Origin of the sequence: Flavobacterium subsaxonicum WB 4.1-42 = DSM 21790, assembly GCF_000422725.1 — a bacterium.
Taxonomy (GTDB): domain Bacteria; phylum Bacteroidota; class Bacteroidia; order Flavobacteriales; family Flavobacteriaceae; genus Flavobacterium; species Flavobacterium subsaxonicum.
The window spans coordinates 1,231,697-1,248,481 of record NZ_KE383909.1 but is presented as its reverse complement, the minus strand read 5'-3'; the positions used below and the strand labels follow the sequence as shown (position 1 = coordinate 1,248,481).

Sequence of the window (16,785 nt, the reverse complement as noted above, 5' to 3'; positions counted from 1 at the left end):
TCCTCATTTTTATCCATAAAATATAATTGTCTATATTTTGTCTATTATAACCGTCAAAATGATTTGATTTCAAACAATATAGCAATTAAAATAATTATTAACTTTTTCAGATAGAAAGAAAATGCTTGCGGTGATCGAAATATAGTCGTTTCAAAGAACAGCTAATGCTACGCTTTACCAAGCCCTGCAAAAAAAATAATGCTTCTGTAAGGGAGCATTATTTTTTTTGCAGGGGATGAGGGATTCGAACTATGAGCTAACCCCTGTCATTGCTATGTTTTTAAAGTTCAATTCGGCTGTGCCATGAACTTTCTACACTATATTAAATCGTATAAAACCTGCTTATTTTAAAGAACTATAATTCTTCACAAATATAAGGTTTATTCATATGATTAGTGTTATGACTACTTAATCAACATATTTTTCTCTAATTCTGCAATTATATCAACAATGGGATTTCTAACTGACAAATAATGTTCTACGTATCGAGATGTGTCTAATGAAAGCTTCTTTAATTCAAATAATTTTAAATCATCTTCTAAAATCTGAGAAAAGATTGAAGTAAAACAAGCTGGATTATCCACAACCAAGGTATTGGTATGTTCTTTTAATATCCACTTATAAAATGGACTATTAGCAATATCACGCGAAACAATCAATGCTAAGCCAGCATTCATCATTTCTCGTGGAATGATCGAATAGTGATTAACAACTCCATAATTAAATTCACTACAAATCCCCACGTCAGCATGAGCGAGTAAAATGGGAATTATCCATGGAGCTACAGCTGGTAACAGAATTGATCTTCTTAATAATTCCGGATGGCTAGTAACAAATTCCAGCGATGATTTTAAACAATCTCTTTCTCCGCAAAATGCTCCAATCAAAGTAAAATCATGCCCCTCTTCTGCCAATAAGTTAAGCGATTTTAAAATTTCATTAGTGGACTTACCTGATGAAACTTTGCCATAAATTGTGAATACGGTTCCAGAGGGTTTTTTATAAGCTGATGTTTGATTAAATAACGCTTTTATTTCATGGTCATATTGAAATGATATAGTTATTTCATCTAAAATCTTGCTGCATAAAGTTTCAAGGGATTCATTTTCCTTATTTTTATGGTAGATAGGTAATGGCAAACCACGGGGTAAAACAGCAAATTGAGATTTAGAAGCTCCTAATTCAATTAATTTTGATTGAGTTATTTCATTATTTGCCGTAATGATAATGTCAGCATTAGATAATATATCCTTTATAAGAAATTTTAAATCTTCATGTTCTGAGAGAGTCATAATATCTGATCCACCATGAATTATCATCAGTTTAATATTATTTAATTTTGAAGCTTTAAGTGCTACATAGGCATATGGTATAATATACCAGCCTATTATTAAATCATATTTATTTAATGAGGTAAGTTGAATTGCCTTTCCTATCAATCTCTCCATTCGTAAACTTGATGATGGAAATTGAACGAACTTTCCCAATTGAGTTGGATAATGAAAATTTAATTTAGAATCTGTAAATCCATTATAATCAGAAAAAAGTAAATCTCTCATAGTTGGCTCAACCTCCAAACAATCACTAAGCAAATCGACAAAGTGCCCTTCACTTACCAAAGCTAACGCTGTTCCCAGCGTCAAATTAGCCGCACCTCCTTCAATTGGAGGCAGCTTTCCAATGATTAAAATCCGCATTGTTGAAAATTCTCACACTATAAATTACTACTAGACCAATCCATTTTCGCGAATCTTTTTCCATACTCTTGAGGTATAACGCCATTAACGTTTTAGAAGTATTTTACAAAACTTAAGATTGGCTTAAGTCTTATAATAAAATTGCAAGCTACGATGCCTGAACACCAAAAAGGTATCCGACTAATGCCGAGGCGCACATAGCAACAGTACCCCATAAGCAAATGCGCAGTATGGACTTGACGATCCCGGAACCTCCTGCACTTGCCGCGAGGGTACCAGACACGGCAAGGAATACAATTGCAAAGCAATATTGCAATACTACCATATATTTAATTGGTGCAAAAATAGCCACTAACAGCGGCAACACACCCCCGGCGATGAAAGCTGATGCAGAGGCCATAGCCGCCTGAAATGGCTTTGCCTGCGTGATCTCATTGATGCCCAGTTCGTCTCTGGCATGCGCTTCGAGCGCATTGTGGGCAGTGAGCTGTTCTGCAACCTCCCTGGCAAGCTTGGATGTTAGCCCCCTCGCTATATAGATTCCGGTCAGTTCGGTCAGTTCGGCTTCGGGCATCTCTAATAGTTCTTTCTTTTCCCTTTCCAGGTCGGACGTTTCAACATCGCTTTGCGAACTTACCGATACATACTCGCCGGCTGCCATTGAAAGGGCTCCTGCTACTACACCGGCCAGGGCAGCCAGCACAATCGGGTTTCTGCTGTCGCTTGCTGCAGCGATGCCAATTGCAAGGCTGGTAGTAGATAATATACCATCATTTGCTCCCAATACAGCAGCACGGAGCCAGCCGCTGCGGTTTATAAAATGATTTTCGGTTTGCGTGTTCATCTTTTGGTAATACAGTATTGCATAGTAAAGTTATATTATATTTATCTAAAAAAAACACAGACCATATCGTCATTCCATCATTCTGGTTTCCACTAAGTCTATAAGAAACTGAAATGTCTGCCTTTGTTGACTTTTTTGTATTAGCAATTAACAGCTTGCGACGTAATTTATATTTATACCAAGTCTGAATTGCTTAATACAAGAACTAGTGCTGGTTTAATTTTTTACATTTGAAACACTAATTAAAAATCACTAATGCCATGTTGCAGTTTAAAGATAAAAGGCTGGTGAAATTTGGAGCGCACATAAACGCTCTCCGCAAAGAGCGCAACATGGAAACCAATGATATCGCTAAAAACTGTTCTCTTAGTATCAAAGACTTAATGGCTATTGAAAAGGGTAACAAGAATTTTGGATTTACAACACTTCTTGAACTCGCGAAAGGTTTAGGGGTGAGCCCCGCTGTTTTACTACAATTGGATTTAGAATGAATACTTCGATATTGATATTTTAAAATTGTTAGAGACTTATTTATTAAGCACAGGTATCAATGCTGTGTAAAGTCCATATTAACCCAAGCTAATTTAATCCACATTACACTTATTAAATGTGATCTATATCACTTTTGAACATGATATAAATCATTAAAATCCATTTTAGATTTAGAGACCTTTATTGCAAATTAATATGCAATATTATGATACCTAAAACAATGAAAGCGGCAGTAATACACGATTTTGGGCAGCCACTACAAATAGAAGAAATGCCAGTTCGGGAACCGGGGCAAAACGAAATACTGGTAAAAGTAATTGCCTGTGGTGTTTGCCATACGGATCTGCATGCCTGTATGGGAGACTGGCCTGTTAGACCTAAAATGCCCCTGATTCCCGGGCACGAGGCTATAGGATACGTGGTAGCCCTGGGTGGTGGCGTGCAAAAAATAAAAGAAGGGGATATTGTAGGCGTGCCATGGCTCTATAGTGCCTGCGGTTGCTGCGACTATTGCTATACCGGCTGGGAAACGCTTTGCGAAGCGCAAAAAAATGGCGGTTACAGCGTTGATGGAGGGTTTGCCGAATATGTGGTAGCCGATTCCAGATACATAGCACATTTCCCATCAAATATCAATTTTGCAGAAATGGCACCCATTATATGTGCGGGCGTAACGGTTTATAAAGGTTTAAAAGAAACTGCTGCAAAACCAGGCGAATGGGTTGGTATTTCAGGTATAGGTGGGCTGGGTCATTTAGCGGTCCAATATGCAAAAGCCATGGGCCTGCATGTGGCAGCCATAGATATTGCAGATGACAAACTACAACTGGCAAAGGATCTTGGTGCCGACCTTGTTGTCAACGCCAAAGAGGAAGACCCAGGCAGGTATTTAAAAAAAGAAACCGGTGGTATGCACGGGGTGCTGGTAACTGCCCCCTCTCCAATCGCATTCAAGCAGGGGCTAAGTGCACTCAGGCGTAAAGGGGTCTTATCGTTAAACGGATTGCCAGCGGGAACCTTTGACCTTTCCATTTTTGATACCGTCCTCAATGGTACTACTATTAAAGGCTCTATAGTCGGAACACGTAAAGACATGGAGGAAGCAATTTCTTTCGCAGTAGAAGGCAAGGTTAAGGCTACTGTTCATCCGGTAAAGCTGGACGATATCAACACGGTGTTCAATGATATGAAACATGGGGATATCAGTGGCAGGATGGTACTGGAAATAGCCAGGCCGTAATGAACACTCAAATTATAAAAGTATTTTGATTCTTTGATACCCTGATTTTTTATCATGGTGTCCACTATATAATCCAACGAAATTTGATACTAACCTTAAAAAGATAAATCATGGAAGCCAAAACTTCAATATCCTGCCTGCGCAACCTTTTTGATGAAGATATGCGCGCTTTTATCAGTGCGGAAGCTGAGTTAAAACAAAGCATATCGGGCTGGAAAAAAAATGATCTTTCAATGCCCTTTATGGTGTTGTTAGAAGACTACCACGATAATATTGAAACACACATGGACAGGCTTAACAGGGTCTTTGTCTTGGAACATATTATATCGGCAGCTATCGCTAATTCGGTCATGAAAGCTTTAATCGAAGAAACGAACGCAAAACTTAACCTATGTAAGTATCCTGAAGTAAAAGAAGCCTGCCTGTTAGGAGCACTTCAAAAAATTATCCATGTAAAGATTAGCGCATATGGAACAGCAGCATCATTTGCGAATACTTTAGGTTTAAAGGATGAAGCAGTATTGTTGCACCAATGCGTTGAGGATGAAAAAGATTTTGACAGCAGCTTTTCCCACATAGCGCGCAATAATAGTAACGAAAAAGCTATAGAACCACTTTCGCAGCTTGATTAATATTTTAAATAGTTTATTATGAAAATTTTATTGATGGCGAGTTTATTATTGGCTTTATTGCCACGCGGTTGCGCTGAAGAAAACGAAGACACTATTGACAACGAGCCCCTTGAGGGCATTAGTTATGTAGCCAAAGATATTGAAGTGCGTAAAGCTGTATCTGAATGGGCAGCGTTTATGAAAGAATCCGACAGTGTAGTCCTTTCAGCGAAAATACAGATTTCAAGGGCTGTCGACAGATCTGACGACCCAAAATTGAAACATAATTTAAAATTCAGGAACGAAATATACCGTGCTGACGGTAAACTGGAACGACTGAGCGAAAAATTATTATGGGCCAAAAAATTTGAAAAGATAGAAGCTACCCAAATGGACGACCAAACGCTAGAAAAGATGGCGTCCTTCAAGGATGAATTTAGGGAAGATACGGCCAAACTAAATAGTATATTGCTAAAATTAAAGGCAGAGGAAAATAAATGACCTGGTTTATAACGTAGCCAGCCTATACAACACTTCCCGGTCATTTATAATAATTTTTTTACCGGATAATATAATTACTTTTGATTTATTTAACTGCGAGAGTAGCCTGATGCAACTCTCTGTGGCTGTGCCAATAAGGCCGGCTAACTCTTCACGCGTCAGTTTTGCCTGCAAGCTGTTATCGGCATCCGTGCCAAAATTGTCGAGCAGATATAGCAAGGTTTCCGCCAGGCGCTGTTTAACGGGTTTCTGGGCCATTGTTACCAGGTGGTCATCAGCTGCCTTTAGGTCGCTGCAAATGGTTTTCATAACGGCCATAGAAAATTGGTTGTTCCGGTTGAAAAAGGCCATTACCTGCTTTTTAGGTATATAACAAACGGCCATATCTTCCAATGCTACGGCACTTAAGTTTACCGGTTCTTCACTTATCATAGACCGCTGCCCTAACAGCTCACCGCTGGCAATGAGCTTTACAATTTGCTCACTCCCGTTAGCGCTAAGCTTTGTAAGCTTACATATGCCTTGTTTAATGCAGAAAATACCATTAATGTTCTCGCCTTCAGAAAAAACGGCTTCACCTTTTTTTATAATATGCGAAGTTTTGCAATTTTCTATCACTACCGTTTCCTGCGTTGTTAGGGCTCTAAGCGACGTGGACTGGCGTACCCTGCACTGATCACAATTGTTCATACTTTTATGTTCTAGTTTTACAGAACAGCGTAGGCTTTCGACTGGCCAAACCGTTCACAAAAATTATACTCTATCACCTCTATTGTAAACCGGGCGTAAGGATATTCGATACCATCAAGTACCCATGCCGCTTCGATTTTGGAGGGTACAATGTAGCCTTTACACCAAGAGTAATCGCTGAATGTTCCCACCCAATTTTCCGCTGACTTATTATCGTACCAACGCCTGGTTTCTATCCGGTATATTTCATTGGCCTCATTAAACAAAACTTTATATTTTACTATTTTGTTGTTGTTCTTAACGATCAGTATCGCTGCAGTATCATCAAGGGGTTTCCAGTAAATAGTGTTGGAAGGGAATAATGCCGTAGGGAATAAGACGCATTCGCCTATCCACCGCAAAAGTTCCGCTTCGTTAGTTGCTGAGCCTGTCAGGTGTTTGATTGGAAAGGCAGATAGCAGCCATACCCGCAAACCGCCTTTCCCTGATATGAAACAATCAATGGCGGTAAATAAACGCGTTGATCCTTTCCATACAAAGCCCGGAGGTGTTACATTATAATACTGCTCTCCATTTATCAATGTCCATTCTTTGTGCAAACTAGTTTTAAAATCGCCACGGTGTCGTAATCTTGCTGTATGGATCATGGGCATCCCGAGCGCAGCAACTTTCCTTAAATATCGTTGTACTGGCGGAGGTAGCGCATCCAGTTTATCATAATTAACGTAAATCCCATTAGCATCATTTTTATTATATAAGTTGTTTACAGTATTTGTAAAAACAGCGTGCAGAATCAACCTTCCGATAATAATGAAAAGCACAATAACGCTACTGGAACAGTTAAGTAATACATACTATTTTATGTTAGGCATGTAAACTCATTACCGGTACTTTAGAATGGAATGCCATTTGGGTAGAAAGGCTAAAGGAGAACAGCCGTTTAAAAAACTTCTTATGGTGTACCGGCATGGTAACCATGTTTACGTGATTTAATTCAATATAGTCAAGGGCTGTCTCTTCTATAGCATTGGTAGCCAGTACATGAAAATTTATATCAGCTTTATTAAAGTGTTCTTTCCACTTATCTATTATTATGGCTTCGATAGGCTCGTGATGCAGTTTAATTTGCAATACATCAATATGTGCACCGAAAATATCGGCGATCTCTTTAGCTTTTTGTAAAATATCCATTTCAAACTTTTCATACTGCGTTAAAAAGAGCATCTTTTTAATTGAAGTATACCGGCACTTTTCAGGAATTGCAATTACGGTAGTTTTAGATTGGTTAATAACCTTTTCAGTAATACTGCCTAAAAAGGTTTCCTTAAGGCCGGTGGCTCCTGTTGTTCCCATGATAATAACGTCAATAGCGTCTTTATGGGCCAGATTTAATATTTCCTGTATCGTATCTCCATTTTCTAAAACATGGCTGACCTTTATATGCTCCAGTTGTTCTTTTTCGGCAATAGCCCTTAGTTTGGGCACATCACTTTTGTAATTTTCAAATTCGCTCAACTCATTAATATCATAATTTTCCTGTAAGTAATCGTAGCTGGTAATTGCCATGCCTATCGGCAACTCATATACGTGCAGTGTTATAATTTCTGCATTGAATTTTTTAGCCAGGTGCAGCGCATAGGCAAATGCATTTAACGATGTTTTAGAAAAATCTGTTGGAAATAATATTTTTTTCATGGCTAAAGGATTATTAAATATGCCGGTAAAAATAGCACTAAGCCTTAATGAAAAAAATGATGCAGGTCATACTTTTATTCTACCTCTTTTTTGTTCTACTATGATATACATCATTTATAATAGATAGACTGACATAGATATTTGTACACTATTGGGTAAAAATGGAATCAAAACACAAATATACAGTCGACCTGCAGTGGGATGGGGAAAGAAAGGGAACTTTAACCGCCGGAGTTTCCCCGCAATCGATCGAAGTGGCCACCGGATCTGATTTCCATAAAGGCATTGAAGGCGCATGGTCGCCGGAGCATTTATACCTGGCAACGCTTACGAGTTGTCTAATGACAACCTTTTTAGCCGTTGCAGAAAATTCTAACCTTATTTTTAGTGATTTTAAATGCAATGCCATTGCCACGGCAGATGAAGTTGATAGGTTACTACAGATTGCCGATGTAATTATTAAGCTAACTGTATGTGTTCCCTCGTCTAAAACTGTGCAGAAAGCATTACGGATTATAGCAATCAGCGAAAAACACTGCGTGATATCCAACTCTGTAAAAACCCGCATCCATATTGCGCCGGAGGTTATTGTAAAGTAATTTTCATGAAGCTTCAGTCTTCTGCCGTATCTTTCTTTTTCTGCTTTTCTAATTTTTTAAAGTATCCCTTCAGTAAAAAATTATGTTTTAAGGCTTCCATATCCTGGTTAAAATTATCGGTTCCCTTTTCAAGGTTATCCAGGGTCTTGTTTAGTTTTACAGTTAGCGTAGAATCGTTAAGCAGGCTGTTTACAGGGCCATTTCCGTTTACGATAGCTATATTTAAAGTTGCCACAAAATTATTCATTTCCCGTGTTATCGTATTTGCATTTTCGCTGGCTGTTTTAATGTTGGCCATTGTTTGCTGTAGGTTAGCAGCAAAGTCTTTATCGGATAACAGCAGCCCCGCGGCGCCCTTGCCGTTTTTTGTATCGGTGATAATACTGTTTAATTGCGTAACAAATTCCTGGGCCTGGGCTGTGGTGGTGTTAATATTTTGTATAGACAATTCTATATTTTCGGCTACTCCCTTATTTTCCAATAATTTTAAAACGGCGCTGTTATTAATGCGAAGGGCAGTGCCTTTTAAAGCTTCAGAAATTGCCGCTATATTATTATTTGTTTTAGATAAGGTAGCCAGCATTTCATCAATGTCAGTTTTTTTCTCAACGGCAAGGTAATCGCCATCATTTATCCCCGGAAAGGTTCCCGCAAGTGGTATAATGTTTACCACCTTGTTGCCCATTAGCCCCTCTGTACCAATAGATACTAAAGCGTTTTTGGGTATGTGTATCAGTACATCCTGTTTAATAAGCAAGGTAACCTCTATACTATGCTGGTTAAGCAAAACAATGGATTTTACAGTACCCGCATTAATGCCGGAGAAAAGTACATTGTTGCCTTCCTGTAGCCCGTTAACGTTGCTAAACCTTGCCTTTAACTGCGCATCTGAGCTAAAAAAGCTGCTGCTGCTACTTATAAAAAACAGTGCTGTTACCAGTAAAGCAAGCCCTAAGAGTACAAATAAACCAAGGCGTATATTATTTGTTGCAGTAGTTTTCATACTATTCAAAAAATTGTTTAATGTTTGGATCGTCAGCTATTTCAAATTCGTTGTAGGTGCCCTGTGCATAACACTTTCCATCAAGCAACAGCACAACCCTGTCGGCCGTTTTTTTTACGCAATTCATATCATGCGATATAATAATTGAGGTGGTATGGTACTTTTTCTGCAGGTCGAGTATCAGCTTATCAATTTCCCTGGCGGTTACCGGGTCAAGGCCAGAGGTAGGTTCATCGTATAAAATAATATCAGGCTTTAATATCATAGTCCTGGCAAGGGCAATACGTTTTAGCATGCCTCCGGATAGTTCAGCCGGCATCATATCTACCGTGTGGGCAAGGTTAACATTTTCCAGTGCTTCGATAACCATTGCATTAATTTGTTCCTGAGACATTTTGATCCATCGCCGGCGGAGTGGAAATTCCAGGTTTTCACGCACCGTCATGGAATCGTAAATGGCATTGCCCTGAAAAAGAAAGCCAATTTTAGATCGCATCTTATCCAGCTCGTTATGCGATAATCCGTTTATTGATTTGCCTGAGATAATGATGTTGCCTTTATCGGGCTGTAACAGGCCGATAATACATTTTATAAGTACCGATTTACCGGAGCCTGATTTACCCAGTACCACAACATTTTCTTCTTTGTATACCGTAAGGTTAAAATCGTCCAGTACTTTGTTAGTACCAAATTGCTTGTATAAGTGCTCTATAACAATTGCAGTTTCCTGCTTCTCAGGAATGGTGGTTATGGTTTCTTTTTTAGTTTCCATGACTAATTAAATCCTAATAGGTTGGTTATTTGTACTGCCAAAAGGTCAATTATAAATATAAGCACAGAGGCCAGCACTACCGCAGAATTTGCCGCATTGCCCACACCTGTAGTCCCTTTGGCGGCTTTATAGCCTTTATAACTACCTACAATACCTACGGCAAAGCCAAAGAAAAAAGTTTTGATAAAGGCGGGTACTACGTCGCTAAACTCAAGTGAGTGAAAAACCTGGGAGAAAAAGAGCGTTAAACTGGTTGTACCCTGAATATTTACACCAATGTAGGCGCCCAAAAGCGCTATTGCATCTGCCATCACGATCAGTATGGGCAGCATTAGTGTGGCGGCCAGTACACGCGTTGCCACCAGGTACTTAAACGGATTGGTGCCACTTACTTCCATAGCATCAATTTGTTCGGTTACTTTCATGGAGCCAAGTTCGGCGCCAATACTACTGGCAATTTTACCGGCAAATATTAGTGCTGCAATTACGGGTCCAATCTCACGAATTATGGCAAGCCCCACCATTACCGGCAGTTGGGATGCCACCCCATATTCTACCAGCGTGGGGTGTAGCTGCATGGTAAGTACCAAACCTATTATAAAACTGGTAAGTGCCACCAGCCCAAACGATTTATAACCTATGTTGTAGCATTGCTTTAACAATTCGCCGGTTTCAAAAGGACGGGAGAATCCCAATCCGAAGTAGTGGCCGGTAAACCGTGCAAGGTCTCCGGTGTCTTCTAAAAAAAATCGTATGGAACGTGGTAAATCCATAATTAATTGTATAAAAGGTTGGCTAGTGCTGCATCGCGGTTATAAATGTCTTCATAAAACACAACGCTTCCCTGTTCGTCTGCCCAAGCGGTAAAGTAGCCAATGTAAACGGGTATTTTTTGCTTAAGGTAATAAACACTCTCTTTTCCGGCATTCATAGCCTTATCCGTTTTCTCTTCGGTCCAGCCCGCCTCTTTTTCCATTATCGCAAGGGCCATCTCACGTGCTTTTTCTACCCGTATGCATCCATGGCTAAAGGCGCGTTCTTCTTTAATAAAGAGGTTTTTAGAAGGTGTATCGTGCAGGTAAATATTATTTGAATTAGGAAATATAAACTTGACGAGGCCTAAGGGGTTATCCGGACCGGGCCTTTGGCGTAGTTTATTACCATTCCATTCCATATTATGGGCAGCAAGGTAGTTGCCGTTTTTTTTTACGGCTGGCAGGATTTCCTTATTAAGGATGCTGTTGGGTATATTCCAGTAAGGGTTAAATACAATATAGCTTATCGCGCCACTAAACACTGTTGTTTTTGTAGCCTCTTTGCCTACAACAACTTTAGATATAAAGAAAGGTTTTCCCTCTCTAAAATAATGCAGCCTGAACGACGGAATGTTTACCGCTATAAATTCCTTAGCATTGTTGATAGCGGGTGCTATCCACCGGCACCGCTCCATATTTACAGCAATGCATTGGATGCGCTGTTCAACAGTTATATTCAACTCTTCAATAAAGGCGGGTGTTATGAGGCTGTCGGCAGCTTTGTTTTGCAAGGTTTTGTATTTGTTTATACTGTTTAAAAGTGCTGCGTCAAAATCTGTTTTGCCCGAATCGGACTCCAAATAACCTTCCGTATAAAGCCTTTTCCTTACCTGCAAAACTGTGCTGCAGGAATCACCCGGCTTTAATTGTTGTACACCGTTTGGCAGGGTTATGGGCTGCCAGCCTCCCCGTTTTTGAATATCAAGATATCGGGCAAGTGCTTTTTTAAGATAATAATATTGGCTAAACAAATAGCGGCCATCATTTGATCGTGCTTCCGGATTTTTAATCAGTGTGTCCAGATACGCAGCATAGTGTAGTTGCTGCCGGGGCAGGTGCCAGCCCGTAAGCGCACTTTTTTCAGGATCCAACCCTATCTGAACTTTTTTTACATAGTACAGGTACAGCGATGTAATGAGTAGCTCGGCATCGGTATCTGCTCTTCTTTTATCAGCGGTAAAAATTGCGTCAAACTCGTTTTTATATGGTGGTGGCGTAAAAATACCCTCCATTGGCAATTGCTGTAGTTCGTTATAAAGAATCCCGGCAAAATCGGTAAGCCCGTTGCTATTGTACCATATAAACTGATAATTATTTTTAGCGTAAAATAGTTGTAAATCGGTCTTATAATTCTTCAAGTCAGGATGCCTGTAGTAAAAATCGATAATTTTTGTGCTGTCTACTTTTTCTACACCGGCCTGTATTATTTGCATGGAGTGTTTAGCGCTGACCAAAGGTGAACAAAATAATACAATCAGTATGAAGTAGGCTCTGTACATTGCATCTCGAATTTCTACGCAATCTACAGCTGTATTATTATCTGTGTAATGACTTTCATCATTTTATTATCGCAAATCAGGATATACCTTTCCACATCTAATTATTAAAACGGTAATAATGGAGAATTTTACAATCGTTATAAATGGTGATGACCCGGTTTTAGTTGATTTCGTAAATAATAAAGCATTTGGGTCACATGCCTATGCACTTGAAGAGGTAGCTAATGCACTAGGAGAACGGCTGCGCATCATTAAAGTTGATACTGCTAAGAATAAGACTATTTTGTCCGCATATGGCTTGCATCTGCAAAATAGTTTCAGCCCTACGCTTATACTTTTCAGAAAGGGCAAAATGTTGTGGAGGGATAATCAGGAGTTATCTAAAACAGATATCATGATGAATATCGTGTACAACCTTAGGTAACTATTATTTACCTAATCTTAAGAATCACTAAATTAAGCAATTAAACCTTCCAATGGCAAATCAATTTAATATACAGGGGTTAACCGACGAGCAGGTTGCAGCCGCCCGGATAAACTTCGGGAGCAATACGATACAATTTAAAAAAGAGAACTGCATTTTAAATGTTGTAAAAAGCCTTGCAAAAGAGCCCATGGTACTTTTGCTTTTAATAGCCTCGCTTATTTACTTTATGAGTGGAAAAATTAGCGACGGCATATTTTTAACTGCTGCTATTGTTTTAATATCCTTTATTTCTTTGTTTCAGGAAAAGCGCAGCCATAATGCGTTAAAAAAATTACAGCAGTTTACACAGCCCCAATGTAAAGTGGTAAGAAACGGTGTTGAGCAGGTGATTAAAGCTGATGAGCTGGTTGTTGGTGACTACCTTATAGTATCGGAAGGAGATAGTATAATTGCCGATGGCATTATCGTACAATCAAATGATTTCTCCGTAAACGAGTCGGTGCTTACCGGCGAATCGCTATCGGTTTTTAAAGATAAAGATCAGCCTGATAATAACATTTTTTCGGGTACGGCTGTTGCAAGCGGGCTAGCCCTGGTGCAGGTTACCAACATTGGCAACACTACCCGTTGGGGTAAAATAGGCCTGAGCCTTTTAACGATAGCCGAAGAAAAAACACCTTTAGAACTGCAAATAGGCAGGTTTGTAAAAAACATGGTTATTATAGGCGTAATTGTGTTTGTTCTTGTATGGATTATAAATTACATACATACAAAGAGTTTTATCAATAGCCTGCTTAACGCGCTTACACTTGCCATGAGCATACTGCCCGAAGAAATACCGGTAGCATTTACCACGTTTATGGCCCTTGGCGCCTGGAGGTTAATGAATAACGGTATTATTGTAAAGCAGATGAAAACCGTAGAAACCCTGGGCAGCGCAACCGTTTTGTGTACAGATAAGACCGGTACGCTTACACAAAACAAAATGAGCCTGGCGAAGGTTTACATTTTTTCAGAAAAATCTATCGTACCTGTGCAAGGAATCTTGAGCAGTGCTACTCAGGAATTACTTACAGTTGCTATGTGGGCTAGCGAACCTGTGCCTTTTGACCCGATGGAGACTGCCCTGCATAATGCCTACGTAAACTTTATTGATAACGATGTACGCCCTTTTTTTAAAATGGTACACGAATACCCGTTAAGCGGAAAACCACCCATGATGACTCATATATTTGAAAACCAAGATGGCGAGCGGATTATTGCAGCCAAGGGCGCACCGGAAGCCCTTATGGCTGTTTCAAATCTAAACAACGAGGAAAAAGACGCTATTGAAAAGGCCGTACAAGAACTTGCCGCAAGTGGTTACCGTGTTTTAGGTGTGGGGCAAAGCAATTTTAAAGGTTCGGTTTTTCCGGCATTGCAGCAGGAGTTTCCATTTACATTTAAAGGCCTTGTAGCTTTTTACGACCCACCTAAAGAAAATATTGCAAAAGTGCTTAAGGATTTTTATAACGCAGGAATAGCGGTGAAAATTATAACAGGAGATAACGCGCTTACAACGGCTGCCATTGCAAAAGAAATTGGTTTTAGAGGATACAAAAAAAACATATCCGGCGACGAACTGATGCAGCTTAACGACGATAAACTTAAAGAGGTGGTAATGGAAACCAACGTTTTTAGCCGGATGTTTCCCGAGGCCAAATTAAAAATAGTGAATGCGCTGAAAGAAAACAACCAGATCGTAGCCATGACCGGAGATGGCGTTAACGATGGCCCTGCATTAAAGGCAGCACACATAGGTATTGCAATGGGTAAAAACGGAACCACTATTGCTAAAGATGCGGCATCGTTAATATTAACCGAAGATGATTTGGCCAAAATGGTAGATGCAGTGGCTATGGGCAGAAAGATATACACCAACTTAAAAAAAGCAATACAGTATATAATCTCTATACATATCCCCATAATACTCACGGTTTTTATTCCACTGGCTTTGGGGTGGGTGTATCCTGATATTTTTACACCATTACACGTTATTGTACTGGAGTTAATAATGGGGCCAACATGCTCTGTTATTTACGAAAATGAACCTATCGAGGCGAACGCTATGACTACTAAGCCGCGGCCTTTTACGGCCACTTTTTTTAGCAGTAAAGAATTAAAAACAAGTATCATCCAGGGTTTAGTAATTACTATCGGCGTTTTAGGCATGTATCAGTGGGCTTTTAATCAGGGTTATGATGAAGATAGTACACGGACTATGGTTTTTACAACGTTGATGATTGCCAATGTTGTACTTACAGAGGTTAACAGGTCTTTTTATTATTCTGTTATTACAACGGCGCGATATAAAAACCCTATGGTAATCTATATTATAAGTAGTACCATTGGGCTACTGTTGCTCTTGCTGTTTGTGCCCTATTTAAGCACATTATTTAAATTTAAAATGCTAAACGTAAACCAGTTTATGCTTTGTGTTGCCGCCGGATCTTTATCAGTGCTGTGGTACGAAGTAGTGAAATTTATTAAAAGGCAATTAAAAGGTTAAAGGTCTATTTGCTGGCCCATTAGCGGTACTGTGCAGTCAAAGCCATAACGTTCGGTTACCTTTATCCGGAGTTCATCTGCAGGCTGGTTCTCCCCATGCACCAAAAACACTTTTTTTGGCTTATCCTGCAATAACGATAACCAGTTTAACAGGCCTGCCTGATCGGCATGCGCAGACAGCCCTTCTATCTGGAGTATGTTTGCCTTTACAGTATAGTATTGCCCATACATTTTAATTTCATTTGCGCCCTCCAATAGTTTACGGCCGCGTGTACCTTCTGCCTGGTAGCCCACTATGATAACCGTTGTTTGTGGCAACCCTATATAATGTTCAAAGTAAGTCAGCACCCTGCCACCGGTAACCATACCACTGGCAGCTATAATAACCTTGGGTTGCATGTTTTCTACTATATCAAGCGTTTCCTGGTAGTCGGAAACTATAGAGAACATTTTAGACATTTTGGTACATTCATCTATCGAAAGTTTATGCCACGAGGTATTACCAGTAAATATATCCAGTACCCTTTTTCCCATCGGTGTGTCAAAAATATAGGGCACATCGGGTATGCGTTGTTCCTTTTTAAGCTGCCACAGTAGGTACATCAAGGTTTGCGCGCGCTCAACGGCAAAACCGGGAATAATTACCGTACCGCCCTTATTAATGGCGTTATTAATATATGTTTCCAGTTCCAGCTTAACATCAGTATGCGGGTGTAGGCGGTTGCCGTACGTGCTTTCCAAAAAAACATAATCACCCTCTACGGGTTGTACAGGTGGGTACATTAGTGGGTCGTTATCACGACCTATGTCGCCCGAAAAGACAAGTTTTTTTCCTTCAAGAAAAAGAGTGATAGAGCATGCCCCAATGATATGCCCGGCATTTCGGTATATTGCTGAAATTTCAGCATCCAAAGGTATGATCTCGTTAGGTTTTATAACCCTGAACATTGGGAAAGTTGCCTCGGCCTGATCTGCAGTATATAAAGGTATTGCCGGCTTATGCTTAGAATAATGCTCGCGGTTGGCCCTGTTGGCTTCTTCCTCCTGTATCTTACCGCTGTCTAAAAGTATTAGTTTCGTTACCTCTTTTGTTGGGCGGGTGCAATATATTTTACCCTTAAAGCCCTGGCCAACCAATAAAGGCAGCCAACCGCAATGGTCCAGGTGCCCATGGGTTAGCAACACATAGTCTATGGATGCGGGTAAAACCGGCAAGGGCTCCCAGTTAAGTTCCCGAAGGGATTTAACACCCTGAAAAAGGCCACAGTCTATTAAAATCCTTACACCATTACTTTCTATTAAAGTTTTTGACCCGGTAACGGTTCCGGCACCGCCAATAAATGTTATTTTCAT

The 16,785-nt window shown here is 39.9% G+C and carries 17 protein-coding genes; 7 read left to right on the top strand and 10 right to left on the bottom strand.

Annotation, left to right across the window (positions count from 1 at the left end; translation table 11 throughout):
* Positions 1 to 404: 404 nt before the first annotated feature.
* Positions 405 to 1,697, bottom strand: a complete 1,293-nt coding sequence (locus tag G509_RS0116140) for a glycosyltransferase family protein (protein WP_026992488.1) — start codon at positions 1,695 to 1,697, stop codon at positions 405 to 407.
* A gap of 148 nt (positions 1,698 to 1,845) precedes the next feature.
* The gene (locus G509_RS0116135) at positions 1,846 to 2,541 is read right to left on the bottom strand and encodes a VIT1/CCC1 transporter family protein (protein ID WP_035739039.1); all 696 of its coding nucleotides are present in this window, start codon (positions 2,539 to 2,541) and stop codon (positions 1,846 to 1,848) included.
* 260 nt (positions 2,542 to 2,801) lie between these two features.
* Between G509_RS0116135 and G509_RS0116130 the strand changes: the two genes are divergently transcribed.
* The 4 genes from G509_RS0116130 to G509_RS0116115 all read left to right on the top strand — a co-directional run bounded on the left by G509_RS0116130 (position 2,802) and on the right by G509_RS0116115 (position 5,385).
* On the top strand, positions 2,802 to 3,032 hold the full coding sequence (locus tag G509_RS0116130) for a helix-turn-helix domain-containing protein (protein WP_026992486.1): 231 nt from the start codon (positions 2,802 to 2,804) through the stop codon (positions 3,030 to 3,032).
* A 206-nt stretch (positions 3,033 to 3,238) separates the two neighbouring features.
* On the top strand, positions 3,239 to 4,273 hold the full coding sequence (gene adhP, locus G509_RS0116125) for an alcohol dehydrogenase AdhP (protein WP_026992485.1): 1,035 nt from the start codon (positions 3,239 to 3,241) through the stop codon (positions 4,271 to 4,273).
* 110 nt (positions 4,274 to 4,383) lie between these two features.
* Positions 4,384 to 4,905, top strand: coding sequence for a YciE/YciF ferroxidase family protein (locus tag G509_RS0116120; protein WP_026992484.1), 522 nt, complete (start codon positions 4,384 to 4,386; stop codon positions 4,903 to 4,905).
* 18 nt (positions 4,906 to 4,923) lie between these two features.
* Positions 4,924 to 5,385, top strand: coding sequence for a hypothetical protein (locus tag G509_RS0116115; protein WP_026992483.1), 462 nt, complete (start codon positions 4,924 to 4,926; stop codon positions 5,383 to 5,385).
* Positions 5,386 to 5,391: 6 nt separating this feature from the next.
* Here the strand turns inward: G509_RS0116115 and G509_RS0116110 are convergent, their stop codons facing one another.
* The 3 genes from G509_RS0116110 to G509_RS0116100 are packed head-to-tail and all read right to left on the bottom strand — an operon-like array spanning position 5,392 to position 7,770.
* Entirely contained in the window at positions 5,392 to 6,075 is a 684-nt protein-coding gene (locus G509_RS0116110; protein WP_026992482.1) for a Crp/Fnr family transcriptional regulator, read from the bottom strand.
* A 17-nt stretch (positions 6,076 to 6,092) separates the two neighbouring features.
* Positions 6,093 to 6,896: a DUF6544 family protein gene (locus tag G509_RS22310; RefSeq protein ID WP_131450698.1), complete on the bottom strand. Its 804-nt coding sequence runs from the start codon at positions 6,894 to 6,896 to the stop codon at positions 6,093 to 6,095.
* 43 nt (positions 6,897 to 6,939) lie between these two features.
* Positions 6,940 to 7,770 carry a universal stress protein gene (locus tag G509_RS0116100; protein ID WP_026992481.1) on the bottom strand — a complete coding sequence of 277 codons (831 nt, stop codon included), beginning with the start codon at positions 7,768 to 7,770 and terminating at the stop codon, positions 6,940 to 6,942.
* A 161-nt stretch (positions 7,771 to 7,931) separates the two neighbouring features.
* Between G509_RS0116100 and G509_RS0116090 the strand changes: the two genes are divergently transcribed.
* Complete coding sequence (locus tag G509_RS0116090; protein ID WP_026992480.1) at positions 7,932 to 8,369, top strand: OsmC family protein; 438 nt, start codon at positions 7,932 to 7,934, stop codon at positions 8,367 to 8,369.
* A gap of 13 nt (positions 8,370 to 8,382) precedes the next feature.
* Here G509_RS0116090 and G509_RS0116085 read toward each other — a convergent pair whose 3' ends face one another.
* Genes G509_RS0116085 through G509_RS0116070 form a run of 4 tightly spaced genes read right to left on the bottom strand, consistent with a single transcriptional unit; the run spans position 8,383 to position 12,392 of the window.
* A complete protein-coding gene (locus G509_RS0116085; RefSeq protein ID WP_026992479.1) occupies positions 8,383 to 9,372 on the bottom strand; it encodes an MlaD family protein in 990 nt (329 codons plus the stop codon).
* Between the two features lies 1 nt (position 9,373).
* Positions 9,374 to 10,144: an ABC transporter ATP-binding protein gene (locus tag G509_RS0116080; RefSeq protein ID WP_051200288.1), complete on the bottom strand. Its 771-nt coding sequence runs from the start codon at positions 10,142 to 10,144 to the stop codon at positions 9,374 to 9,376.
* A gap of 2 nt (positions 10,145 to 10,146) precedes the next feature.
* Positions 10,147 to 10,917 (bottom strand): MlaE family ABC transporter permease, encoded by a 771-nt coding sequence (locus tag G509_RS0116075; RefSeq protein WP_026992477.1) that lies wholly within the window; start codon positions 10,915 to 10,917, stop codon positions 10,147 to 10,149.
* Between the two features lie 2 nt (positions 10,918 to 10,919).
* Positions 10,920 to 12,392 (bottom strand): L,D-transpeptidase family protein, encoded by a 1,473-nt coding sequence (locus tag G509_RS0116070; protein ID WP_242604846.1) that lies wholly within the window; start codon positions 12,390 to 12,392, stop codon positions 10,920 to 10,922.
* A 184-nt stretch (positions 12,393 to 12,576) separates the two neighbouring features.
* Between G509_RS0116070 and G509_RS0116065 the strand changes: the two genes are divergently transcribed.
* Together G509_RS0116065 and G509_RS0116060 are read left to right on the top strand one after the other, a co-directional pair.
* Entirely contained in the window at positions 12,577 to 12,882 is a 306-nt protein-coding gene (locus G509_RS0116065; RefSeq protein WP_026992475.1) for a thioredoxin family protein, read from the top strand.
* A 52-nt stretch (positions 12,883 to 12,934) separates the two neighbouring features.
* A complete protein-coding gene (locus G509_RS0116060) occupies positions 12,935 to 15,433 on the top strand; it encodes a cation-translocating P-type ATPase (RefSeq protein ID WP_026992474.1) in 2,499 nt (832 codons plus the stop codon).
* Here G509_RS0116060 and G509_RS0116055 read toward each other — a convergent pair.
* The gene (locus tag G509_RS0116055) at positions 15,430 to 16,785 is read right to left on the bottom strand and encodes an MBL fold metallo-hydrolase RNA specificity domain-containing protein (protein WP_026992473.1); all 1,356 of its coding nucleotides are present in this window, start codon (positions 16,783 to 16,785) and stop codon (positions 15,430 to 15,432) included. The genes G509_RS0116060 and G509_RS0116055 overlap by 4 nt on opposite strands.